Source organism: Streptomyces sp. NPDC018693 (assembly GCF_044391385.1).
Lineage (GTDB): Bacteria > Actinomycetota > Actinomycetes > Streptomycetales > Streptomycetaceae > Streptomyces.
The window spans coordinates 566949-578028 of sequence record NZ_JBIRZZ010000002.1; the positions used below are offsets into that span (position 1 = coordinate 566949).

Here is an 11080-nt window from a genome sequence, read left to right on the forward strand (position 1 = left end):
TCGCGGACGCCTTTCGTCCTCGGTCACTGTCTGCTCCCAGGCTGCGCAACTTTCGGTCCGGACGACTCCTTGACCGTCGAGATGGGGCAAGTGTAGACATCACGCCACCGGATGTTTACGTAAACATGCCCCACCCGAAACACGCATGCCCAGCCCTCGGACACGAGCCTTGGAGCACTGAGATGGCACACCGCACCCCCACGAGACGGCTCCCCGGGGCCATCGGCATCACCGCCCTCGCGACCGGAACCCTCCTCGCCACCACCGCACTCCCCGTCGCCCACGCGGAGACGGCCGTCACCTCCGCCGTCACCGTCCGGCTCGACCCGTCGTACCGGACGGAGAAGTTCGAGGGCTGGGGCACCAGCCTGGTCTGGTTCGCCAACGCCACGGGCGACTACCCCGAGGAGATCCGCGAGAGGCTCGCCCAGCTCCTCTTCGGTGACGACGGCCTCGCCCTGAACATCGCCCGCTACAACATCGGCGGCGGCAACGCGCCGGACGTCAAGGACTATCTGCGTCCCGGCGGTGCGGTCGAGGGCTGGTGGAAGGCGCCCGAGGGCACCACGCGCACGGACACCGACTGGTGGAACGCCGACGACCCCGCCGACTGGAACGAGAACGCGGACGCCACCCAGCGCTGGTGGGTGGACCGCATCAAGGACGACATCACGCACTGGGAGGCGTTCAGCAACTCGCCGCCCTGGTTCATGACGGTCAGCGGCTACGTCTCGGGCGGCTTCGACGCCAACGCCGACCAGCTGAAGACGGAGTCCGTGGACGACTTCGCCGCCTACCTGGTGGGCGCCACCGAGCGCCTCGAGGAGGCGCACGGCATCGAGGTCGACACCCTCGACCCGTTCAACGAGCCGAACACCGGCTACTGGTCCACCCGGCTCGGCGCGGACGGCGAGCCCGTCGGCGGCCGCCAGGAGGGCGCCCACATCGGGCCCGAGCTGCAGCAGAAGGTGATCCGCGCGCTGGGCCCGGCCCTGGAGGAGTCCGACACCGACGCGCGGATCTCCGCGATGGACGAGACCAACCCCTCGATCTTCGCCACCAACTGGAACTCCTACCCGCAGGACGTGCGCGACCTCGTCGGCCAGATGAACGTGCACACCTACGGCACCGGCCAGCGCACCACCGTCCGCGACCTGGCCAAGGCCGCCGACAAGCGGCTGTGGATGAGCGAGGTCGAGGGCGACTGGGGCGACGGGCAGTCCTTCACGGACATGCGGCCCGGCCTCGGCCTCGCCCAGCGCATCGTCGACGACCTGCGCGAACTGGAGCCCCGCGCCTGGGTGTTCTGGCAGCCCGTCGAGGACTACGACAACATGAAGCCCGGCGGTGAGTCCGCGAAGGGCGGCAACTGGGGCGAGATCCAGATCCCGTTCGACTGCACTGCCTCGGACACCCTGGAGACCTGCCCGATCTACACGAACACCAAGTACGACACCGCCCGTAACTTCACCCACTACATCAAGCCCGGCGACCGGCTGATCAAGACGGACGACACCTCCAGCGCCGCCGCGCTCGGGCAGAAGGGCGACCGGGCGACCGTCGTCCACGTCAACAGCACGACCGGGGCGCGGGACGTCACCATCGACCTGTCGAAGTTCGGGCGCGTCTCCTCGCGGGCCACCGTCACCCCGGTGGTGACCAGCGCCGACGGCAAGCTCTCCCGGCAGAAGCCGGTCCGGGTCACCGGCAAGCAGGCCACCGTGACCGTGCCCGCCCAGTCGGTGACCTCCTTCCTCGTCCAGGGCGTTTCCGGCGTCGCCAAGGACGCGGCCGAACTCCGCAAGGGCCATTCCTACCGGCTGACCGGCGTCCAGAGCGGCAAGCACCTCTCCATCGGCGCCGACGGCACCGGCCTGGTCATCAGCAGCGCGGGCCAGGACTGGCGGGTGGCGCAGATCAGCGGCACGGACAACAAGAAGCGGTACGTCTTCAAGGAGACCTCGACCGGACAGCGCCTGGCCATACGTGACGGCAGGCTGGTCGCCGAGCCCGACGACACCACCCGTGACCGCGCCGCCCAGTGGATCATGTCCTCGACCGGCGACGGCACCTGGACCCTTGTCAACGCCGCCACCGGCCAACTCCCGGATGTCTTCGGCCAGTCCACGAACGACGGCGCGACGGTCGGAGTGTGGTGGCCCAACTCCGGCTCCAACCAGCGCTGGAGGGTGACGGCGACGACGCCGACCGCCTGACGCTCCACCCCCTCACGAGAACCGCCCCCCGCACGACCGACAGGCCGCGCAGGGGGCGGTTCCGTGCGCTGAACGGCGGCGGCCACAGGTCGAAGGCACCCGCCTTGATGCCGGCCAGGAGAGCCCGGCCGGCTCTTCTCCTGTCAGATCTTGGTCACCGGTTCCTGGAGTTCGGTGACCCACTCGTCGTGGTTGTCGGGGCATTCCAGGCTGATCTCTCGGGGGTAGCCCACCGAGCGGTAGCCGTTGGCGTCGATCCAGCGGCCGAGGGTCTGGACGGTGGGCAGGACGGTCTCCATCGAGCCGCGGTGCATGACGGTCGCCGCCTGCTCGACGGGCGGCAGGTCCACGATGTGTAGCCCGTCGTCCTCGCCGAGGGGCGCGGAGACCTCGACGCCCGCGTGGATGAGGATCCCGCCGTCCGGTGCGTCCTCGTAGTAGGCGACCCCGGGCCCGGCGGGGGCGATGCCCGCCGCCTCCAGACGCCGGAACAACTCGCCGTACAGCGGCTGGATGACCGGGCCGATGGTGTCGAAGTCCGGTGCCACGCTGGTCAGTTCGGCCACCCGCACGCTCGGCAGGCTCTTCAGTACGACATCGTTGCTGGGCATCTGCCCCTCGCTCTCGATCGAGCGGAGCCTCGCCTCGACCTGGGTCAGCCGGGCCGCCGCGGCCGTCATCGCGGCCTCCAGCTCCGCGCGTCGCATCCGGAGCATGGCGCGCAGCTCCTCGGTGGTCACCTTCTCGTCCAGGATCGCCTGGACCTGCTGGAGGGTGAACCCGAGGTCCTTGAGCGCGATGACGCGGTTGAGGCGGGACAGCTGGGCGGCCGTGTAGTAGCGGTAGCCGGTGGTCGGGTCGACGTGTGCCGGGTGCAGCAGACCGATCGCGTCGTAATGACGCAGCATCCGGACCGAGACGCGACCGTGCCGGGCGAAGTCTCCGATGGTGAACATGATGCTCCGAGTTGACCGCCTGACACGGTGTGAGGGTCAAGAACACTACTGGGATGCCCGGAAAGACCGTTCGGGATGCCGGCCTTGGCGCTGATCTCGCGGCACGTTGGGCGGTGAAGGTGCGTTCCATCTGCTTGCGGGGTGCCGCGCGGACGGGGCTCGGAGGAGTACGCGACGTGCATCGGCACGTAGTCGATCCGCCGTCCCAGGAACCTCGCCGTACGCATGGCCTCCGCCCCCACCCCGAACCCACCTCCATCGCATAACCGGCCACCATCTCGGGCCGCGCCGGAATCACCCGCCGTACGGTCACATCGATCGCCCTGCCCGCCACCACACCACCGTCATTGCACCGGCCGCCCGAATGCAGCAGGGCCACTCTGACAGGCTGGGCGCATGACGACGACACCGGACGGACGACCCATCCCGCCCCCCTACGCCGACGAGCGCGCCATGCTGGAAGCCTGGCTGGACTTCCACCGTGCGACGCTCGTGCTCAAGTGTTCGGGCCTCAGTGACGATCAGGTACGGCTGGCCGCGGCGGCGCCGTCGTCGATGACGCTGCTGGGCCTCGTCCAGCACCTCGCCGAGGTCGAACGGAACTGGTTCCAGCGTGTGTTCGTCGGCCAGGACGTGCCCCCGGTCTTCGGTGAGTGGGAGGGCGACGGCTTCGCGCTGCGGCCGGACCGAGGGCTCGACGAGGTGATGGCGGCCTGGCGGGCGGAGGTCGAGCGGGGACGTGAGATCGCCGCCGGTGCGTCGCTGGACGACTCCGGCCGTCTGTCCGAGAAGGAGGCGGGTCACGCCGGGGTTCCGGGGGTCTCCCTGCGCTGGATCATGGTGCACATGATCGAGGAGTACGCGCGGCACAACGGTCACGCCGATCTCATCCGCGAGGGGATCGACGGAGTGACCGGGGCCTGACCCTCGGGTTTCATCCCCCCTGTAAGCCGCCCGGGACACTGAAACCGCGCTGAAGCCCTCCTGAATCCCGCCCGCCGCAAGCTCTCCGGCATGACGACGACAGCGGTGAAGCAGGGAAGTGAAGGCAGCGCGATCGCGGCCACCGGGCTGCGGAAGGCGTACGGGGACAAGACGGTGCTCGACGGGATCGACATCCATGTGCCGGCCGGGACGGTGTTCTCGCTGCTCGGGCCGAACGGGGCCGGGAAGACGACCGCGGTGAGCATCCTGTCGACGCTGATCTGCGCCGATGGCGGCCAGGCGCGGGTCGGCGGGCACGATCTCGTCCGGGAGGCTCAGGCGGTGCGGGCGGCGATCGGGGTGACCGGGCAGTTCTCCGCGGTGGACGGGCTGATCACCGGGGAGGAGAACATGCTGCTGATGGCGGACCTGCATCACCTTCCCAGGAGGGAGGGGCGGCGGGTCGTCGCCGAGCTGCTGGAGCGGTTCGACCTGGTGGAGGCGGCGAAGAAGCCGGCCTCCACGTACTCGGGCGGGATGAAGCGGCGGCTGGACATCGCGATGACGTTGGTCGGCGCGCCGCGGATCATCTTCCTCGACGAGCCGACCACCGGCCTCGACCCGCGCTCGCGGCACACCATGTGGCAGATCATCCGGGAGCTGGTGTCCGGTGGGACCACGGTGTTCCTCACCACGCAGTACCTGGAGGAGGCCGACCAGCTCGCCGACCGTATCGCCGTGCTCAACGGCGGCAGGCTCGTCGCCGAGGGGAGCGCCGAGGAGCTGAAGCGGCTGGTGCCCGGCGGGCATGTGCGGCTGCGGTTCTCCGACCCGGTGGCGTACGAGCGGGCGGCGACCTCGCTGCGTGAGACCACCCGGGACGACCAGGCGCTCACCCTGCAGATCCCCAGCGACGGCAGCCAGCGTGAGCTGCGCGCCATCCTCGACTGGCTCGACGCGGCCGGCATCGAGGCCGACGAGCTGTCCGTGCACACGCCCGACCTCGACGACGTGTTCTTCGCCCTCACCGCCGCCCCCGCCCGGCCCGCCACGAAGGAGTCCCTCCGATGAGCTCGCTCACCCTCGCCGCCCGCGACAACCTCACCATGCTGCGGCGCAACCTCCTGCACGCCCGCCGCTACCCCTCCCTCACCCTCAACCTCCTGCTCACCCCGGTGATGATGCTGCTGCTCTTCGTCTACGTCTTCGGTGACGTGATGAGCGCCGGCATGAACGGCGGCACCGCGGACCGCGCCGACTACATCGCCTACATCGTCCCCGGCATCCTCATGATGACCGTGGGCGGCATCGCGCTCGGCACCGCGGTGTCCGTGGCCACCGACATGACCGAGGGCATCATCGCCCGCTTCCGCACCATGGCCATCTCCCGCCCCTCCGTGCTGATCGGCCATGTCGCCGGCAGCGCGATCCAGGCGCTGCTCGCCCTGGCGCTGGTCCTGGGCATCGGCGTGGCCATCGGCTTCCGGCCGAACGCGACACCGCTGGAGTGGCTCGCGGCGGCGGGCCTGCTGACGCTGGTCAGCGTGGCGCTGATCTGGATCGGCGTCGGCATCGGCCTGGCGTCCCCCAACGCCGAGGGCGCCAGCAACAGCGGGATGCCGCTGATGATCCTGCCGCTGCTGGGCAGCGCGTTCGTGCCGGTGGACGCCATGCCGGGCGGGTTCCGCTGGTTCGCCGAGTACCAGCCCTTCTCACCGGCCATCGAGACCCTGCGCGGCCTGCTGATGGGCACCGAGATCGGCACGAAGAACGCCGTCCTCGCCCTCGGCTGGTGCCTGGGCCTGAGCCTGCTGGGCTACTTCTGGTCCAAGGCGCAGTTCAACCGTGAACCGCGGCGCTGAGCTCCCGCAGGGCCGCCGCCCGCAACTCGTCCCGCCCCAGGGCGGCGTACGCCGACTTCGCCTCGGTGTACGCCGCCCCGTCGGCGTTCTCGGCGGCCTCGCGGGCCCGGTTCAGGGACAGGGCGGGGAACTGCCGTACGACCGGCATGCGTTCCGCGAGCGCCATCAGGCGTACGGCCGTGGTGTCGCCCTCGGCGAGCCCGGCGAAGCCGAGGGCCAGCAGGACCGTGCCGTACAGCGGGAGCGCCACCGGGGCCGAGGCGTCGGGATCGTCGGGGCCGTCGGACAGCAGGGCGCGCAGCCGGTCCCGGAGTTCGCCGGCCAGACCGGCCACCGGGGCGAGGCGGCCGCACTGCGCGTGGGCGGCCAGGGAGGCCGACTTCAGCTCCAGCGCCCAGGGCTCCACGAACGGGTCGTCGGCGTGCAGCCGGCTCGCCTCCCGCATCCGCTCCACCGCCTGGCGCCACAGCCCGAGCCCGACCTCGGACAGCCCCCGGGCCAGCGCGATCTCCGCCCGGGCGGGCAGCTCGGACGTGAAGACCTGCGCGGACTGCGGCTGCCGGTCCATGGCGGCCCGCCCCAGCCAGTACTCCGCCTCGTCGACCTCCCCGCGCTGCAGGCACGCCGTGACCAGGCCCCAGCTCACGCCGACCGAGTCCCACCAGTCACCGAACTGGTCGAGCGCACCGAGCGCGGCCCGCAGATGCTCGTACGCCTCCTCGCCCCGCTCGGTCTTCAGGCACAGTTCGCCGACCCGGCCGTGGCTGAGCAGCAGCAGGGTCGGATTGCGGAGCGTGCCCAGCGTGCCGACCAGGCGGCGGGCGCACTCCAGGGCTTGCTCCGTCTCGTGCTCGGCCTCCCACACGTAGCTGGCGACGCAGGTCGCGACGCCCGACAGCAGGGGCTCGTCGGCGTCGCAGAGTTCCCGCAGCCGGGTGTAGTGCGGCGGGTGGATGTCCGGGATGGTCACCAGGACCTGGGCGAGTGCCCGCAGGAGGGTGTCCGGCGGGGCGGGCGGCAGCCGGCGCAGGGTGACGAGCTGGCGTACGGCGTGCGGGCCGTGGCCCATGAAGAGGGTGCTCACGCAGGACGCGGCGGCGCTGCGGGCGGGCTCGACGTCCTCGGGTCCGGGGCGGAAGTGGGACAGCGGGCCCCCGGTCTCGGCGGCGAGGCCGGCGATGCGGGCGTAGTTGGACTCGGTGGCCCACAGACCGGCCAGGACGGCGGTGAGGGCCGCGGTGGCGGGGCCGTCGGCGCGGGCGAGCGCGTACCGCAGGGCGAGGACGAGGTTGTCCTGCTCGGCCCGGACGCGCTGCCAGGAGGGCAGCGGGTCGGAGCTGAACAGCACGTCGTGGTGGGTGCGGCCGAAGTCCCGCGCCCAGGCCAGGAACCGGTCGGTCACCGCCTCCTCCTCGCCGGCCTCGGCGCGCCGGGCGGCGCTGAACTCCCGTAGCGTCTCCAGCATGTGGAAGCGCACCCCGGAGGGGCTGTCGCCCACCTTGACCAGGGACTGGTCGGCGAGCTGCTCCAGCAGGGTCAGCGTGTCCTCGCCGGTGTCACCCGTGTTGCCGAGGACGTACTCGGCCGCCTCCTCGGTGAACCCCCCGGGGAAGACGGACAGGGCGCGCAGTGCCGCCCGGCCGTCCTCCTCCAGCAGGTTCCAGCTCCAGTCGACCACCGCGCGCAGCGTGCGGTGTCGCTCGGGTGCGTCGCGGGCGCCGCCGCGCAGCAGGGCGAAACGGTCCCTCAGGCGACGCGAGATGTCGTCCACGGACAGCACCCGCACCCGGGCGGCGGCGAGTTCCACGGCCAGCGGCAGCCCGTCCAGATGGGCGCAGATCTCGGCGACCCTGTCGGCGGGCAGGTCCACGCCGGGCCGGGCCGCCCGCGCCCGCTGCCCGAACAGCTCGACGGAGGTGGCGAGGGACAGCTCGGGCAGCGCGTACACGGACTCCGAGGTCAGGCCCAGCGGTGCCCGGCTGGTGGCCAGGACCCGCAGCTCCTTCGACCGCGCCACCAGGGCCCGTACGAGATCGGCGGCACCGGCGAGCACATGCTCGCAGTTGTCCAGCACCAGCAGGGCGGGGCCGGTGCCCAGCGCGCCGACGATGCCGCTCACGGCGTCCCCGCCGCCCGCGACGGCACCGACCGCCGAGAGCACCTCGTCGGTGACGTCGTCGTCGGCGGTGACACCGGCCAGCGGGACGAAGTGCACCAGGGGCTGCTCGGCCGCCCGGCTCACCGCGTGGGAGAGGCGGGTCTTGCCCAGCCCGCCCGGCCCTACGACGGTGACCACGCGGGCGTCGCGCAGCAGCCCGGAGACGGCGGTGACATCGGCGTCCCGGCCCAGCAGGGGGTTCGGGTCGTGCGGCACACCGTGCCGGACGGGCGCCGCGTCCGCGCGCAGCAACTCCTGGTAGAGCGAGCGGAGCCCGGGCCCGGGGTCGGTGCCGAGCTCGTCCCGCAGCGTGCGCCGGTAGGTGTCGTACCGGGTGAGCGCGGCGGCCCGGCCGGCGGTGGTCGCCTCGCAGCGCAGCAGTTCCGCCAGCACCTCCTCGTCGCGCGGCAGTTCGCGGGCCAGGTCGGCGAGCGGCGCCACGGCCTCCTCGTGGCGGCCCACCCGGGCCAGGGCGAGGGCCCGCAGCCTCACCAGCGAGCGGTGGGTACGGACCCGGTCCAGGCGCAACGCCACCACCGGGTCGTGCAGTTCCTCGCCCTCCCCGGCGCCCACGCTCCCGTCCCACAGCGCCAGCCCCGCCTCGGCCCGCGCCAGCGCACCCTCGTGATCCCCGGCCCGCGCCCGCTCGGCGCCCGCCGCCTCGTGCGACAGCAGCGCCGAGCTGTCGACCCGCGTCTCGTCCAGCGCCAGCCGGTACCCGGCCGGCGTGCTCACCACCAGCTCGGCCCCCACCTGCGCCCGCAGCCGCGACACCAGCACCTGCACCGCCTTGCCCGGCCGCTCCGGCTGCTCGTCCGGCCACAGCCCCGCCGCGAGCCGGCCGGTACTGCACCCGCCCCGCAGATCCTCGGCCAGCAGCGCCAACAGCCCGCGCAGCCGCGGCGCGGTGATCTCCCGCCCACGGCAGGCGACTCGGGACAGCAGGGTCAACTCGGTGGTCACATACGAAGGTTAGCCAGGCCCGCGGTGGGGAGGTCGGCCAGTTCGGCGGCGTGACTGTCGGTGCCCCAGAGGCTCGCGCCCCGCCATTCTGGGGTAACCGCACGTCAGACAGTCTCGGGGCCGCCCGCCCCCCCCGGATCGGCGTGGCTTGGGCGGGCGGCCGTCGGTGAGGGACCGCTGCCGGCCGCGTGGTCGGTGGCCGGTCAGGTGGCGGCGTGGGCGGGGGCTGGTCAGGTGGCGGCGTGGGCGGTGGCCGGTCCGGCGGCAGCGCGGGCAGCGGCACGGGGGCCACGCCAGGGACGTCGGCGGGAGGGCAGCCGCGCCGAACGTGCGCTTCATGGTCTCGTCGATCCGACGCCTCCGCGCGTCCAGGCGGTAGGTGCTGAGGGTCAGCCGCGAGCGGCCCGGTTCGGGAGGGGTTCCGGCGTTCATCGGGTCCACTCCTGGCGGGTGAGCGCGGCGCCCACCTCCACGGCTGCCCCGTCGGGGCCATGCCGCGCGGGCACGGTCATCTTGCGACGGCGGTTCACCGCGCCTCCCCCTCGGCCGGCGTATGGCAGGGGCACGGGCAGCGGGGCACCAGGACCAGGCCCCGGCCGTGGGGGAGCGGGACGTCCTCGGTCCGGCGGCACCGGGCGTGCAGGTCTTCGAAGCCGTCCTCGCGGGCGACCGTGCACTCGGCCGACAACCGGGACGCGTCGACAGCGTTGGGGGCGCTCACTGATCCTCGCCCCCGCTGGGGGCGGAGGAAAGGAAGGTGAGCACGTCCGGCACCTTCGGGATCTGCGGGGCACAGTCTCGGCACGCGTACACCGTGAACCCGGGCCCGGAGTTCTGGTGCACCTCCGAGACGACGACCGGGGTGTCGGTGATTGCGCCGCACCGCACGCACATCCGGACCGGCACCCGCCTCCCACGCGGGAACGTCCCGGAACCTTCACTCTGCCCGCTCACCCGGCCACCGCCTCAGCGACGACCACTTGCTCGAGCCGCGCGGCCAGACGCCGCCGGTGCTGCCACTCGGCCTGAGCGACGTAGAGACGGACCGGGCTCGCCTCGTGCCCATCGAGGGGCGCGTCGAACCTGTACGGCGAACGCTGAACAGGCAACTGCGGGACGGCCGTAGGGGACGCCCCCGGCATACGTACGGGGGTCTCGTTGGGGCGCGTACCCGCCTGACGTCTGCCAGTACCGCGCGCGAACACGTACAGCGCCCAGGCAAGCAGCGCAGAGATAAGGTTTTGCACGCCGAAGCTCCATTCTTCGGTAGGCCCCTGAGTGATCCCTCGCCCGGATCGCTCGGGGGCGTTCTGTTTTGCGTCACGACCAGCTTACGCACAGTCCGCACACTGTGCACAGTGTGCTTCCCAAAGTGTGGTGCGCGCAGCGTGCACAGAGCATGAAGGGGTGATCTACGAATGGCAGCGGGTAGCAGACGACCTTGAACGCCGCATCCGTGCTGGGGAGATCCCGCCGGGTGGACGACTTGAGAACGAGCGGGAGCTGGCCGACGTGTACCGCGTGAGTGCAGGAACGGTACGCCGCGCCGTCCGAGCACTGCGCGAGCGTGGCTTGGTTGGGACCTTGCCCGCAAAGGGTTCCTACGTCGTTGACCCACTTCCGCCTACCGACGCTCCAGCGGGCGGCGAGCCCGGCTGACGGTCGCGTCCCGCCGGGGCCGGGTGGTGCGGTCCGGCGGCTGTTTGCTTCGTAGGTCACCGCGGTGTTCGGCCTGCGACCCGGGCGGCGAGAGGCCCGTCACCCCGTTCGGCTCGCTCTGGGGCGGGGAGTGGAGCGAATGTCGCACGAGGCGCCCGCTCCACCTCGCTCTCCCTGCCCTTCAGATGCGACATTCGCTCCAATTGTCGGCTGAAGCTGCGCCAATTCGAGTTACGTCACGGTCCCGGTCTTCGATCTGGCCGCCTGCAGCCTCCTTGCCCCGCTCGGGTTCCACCGCCTGAATCCAGCCAGCTGGCCAAGGGAGGGCTGCGAGTTCACCGC

The 11080-nt window shown here is 71.9% G+C and carries 8 protein-coding genes; 5 read left to right on the forward strand and 3 right to left on the reverse strand.

What is annotated here, in order from left to right; all coding sequences use genetic code 11:
* Positions 1-182: 182 nt before the first annotated feature.
* Positions 183-2216, forward strand: coding sequence for an RICIN domain-containing protein (locus ACH5AC_RS07010; protein ID WP_398860636.1), 2034 nt, complete (start codon positions 183-185; stop codon positions 2214-2216).
* A 143-nt stretch (positions 2217-2359) separates the two neighbouring features.
* Here ACH5AC_RS07010 and ACH5AC_RS07015 read toward each other — a convergent pair whose 3' ends face one another.
* Positions 2360-3172, reverse strand: a complete 813-nt coding sequence (locus ACH5AC_RS07015) for a MerR family transcriptional regulator (protein ID WP_398860637.1) — start codon at positions 3170-3172, stop codon at positions 2360-2362.
* Positions 3173-3568: 396 nt separating this feature from the next.
* Between ACH5AC_RS07015 and ACH5AC_RS07020 the strand changes: the two genes are divergently transcribed.
* The 3 genes from ACH5AC_RS07020 to ACH5AC_RS07030 all read left to right on the forward strand — a co-directional run bounded on the left by ACH5AC_RS07020 (position 3569) and on the right by ACH5AC_RS07030 (position 5958).
* Positions 3569-4096, forward strand: coding sequence for a DinB family protein (locus ACH5AC_RS07020; RefSeq protein WP_398860638.1), 528 nt, complete (start codon positions 3569-3571; stop codon positions 4094-4096).
* Between the two features lie 90 nt (positions 4097-4186).
* On the forward strand, positions 4187-5167 hold the full coding sequence (locus ACH5AC_RS07025; RefSeq protein ID WP_398860639.1) for an ATP-binding cassette domain-containing protein: 981 nt from the start codon (positions 4187-4189) through the stop codon (positions 5165-5167).
* Complete coding sequence (locus ACH5AC_RS07030) at positions 5164-5958, forward strand: ABC transporter permease (protein WP_398860640.1); 795 nt, start codon at positions 5164-5166, stop codon at positions 5956-5958. The genes ACH5AC_RS07025 and ACH5AC_RS07030 overlap by 4 nt, the downstream gene beginning before the upstream one ends.
* Here ACH5AC_RS07030 and ACH5AC_RS07035 read toward each other — a convergent pair.
* Both ACH5AC_RS07035 and ACH5AC_RS07040 read right to left on the reverse strand, forming a co-directional pair.
* On the reverse strand, positions 5936-9079 hold the full coding sequence (locus tag ACH5AC_RS07035) for an ATP-binding protein (protein ID WP_398860642.1): 3144 nt from the start codon (positions 9077-9079) through the stop codon (positions 5936-5938). The genes ACH5AC_RS07030 and ACH5AC_RS07035 overlap by 23 nt on opposite strands.
* 526 nt (positions 9080-9605) lie before the next feature.
* Positions 9606-9800, reverse strand: coding sequence for a hypothetical protein (locus ACH5AC_RS07040; RefSeq protein ID WP_398860643.1), 195 nt, complete (start codon positions 9798-9800; stop codon positions 9606-9608).
* Positions 9801-10486: 686 nt separating this feature from the next.
* On the opposite strand from ACH5AC_RS07040, the gene ACH5AC_RS07045 reads away from it, so the two are divergent.
* Entirely contained in the window at positions 10487-10738 is a 252-nt protein-coding gene (locus tag ACH5AC_RS07045) for a GntR family transcriptional regulator (protein ID WP_398860645.1), read from the forward strand.
* Positions 10739-11080: the final 342 nt, after the last annotated feature.

Coding starts and splice junctions, on each gene's coding strand:
- ACH5AC_RS07025 (WP_398860639.1), top strand. CDS start 4,187: ATGACGACGACAGCGGTGAAGCAGGGAAGTGAAGGCAGCGCGATCGCG.
- ACH5AC_RS07010 (WP_398860636.1), top strand. CDS start 183: ATGGCACACCGCACCCCCACGAGACGGCTCCCCGGGGCCATCGGCATC.
- ACH5AC_RS07015 (WP_398860637.1), bottom strand. CDS start 3,172: ATGTTCACCATCGGAGACTTCGCCCGGCACGGTCGCGTCTCGGTCCGG.
- ACH5AC_RS07030 (WP_398860640.1), top strand. CDS start 5,164: ATGAGCTCGCTCACCCTCGCCGCCCGCGACAACCTCACCATGCTGCGG.
- ACH5AC_RS07020 (WP_398860638.1), top strand. CDS start 3,569: ATGACGACGACACCGGACGGACGACCCATCCCGCCCCCCTACGCCGAC.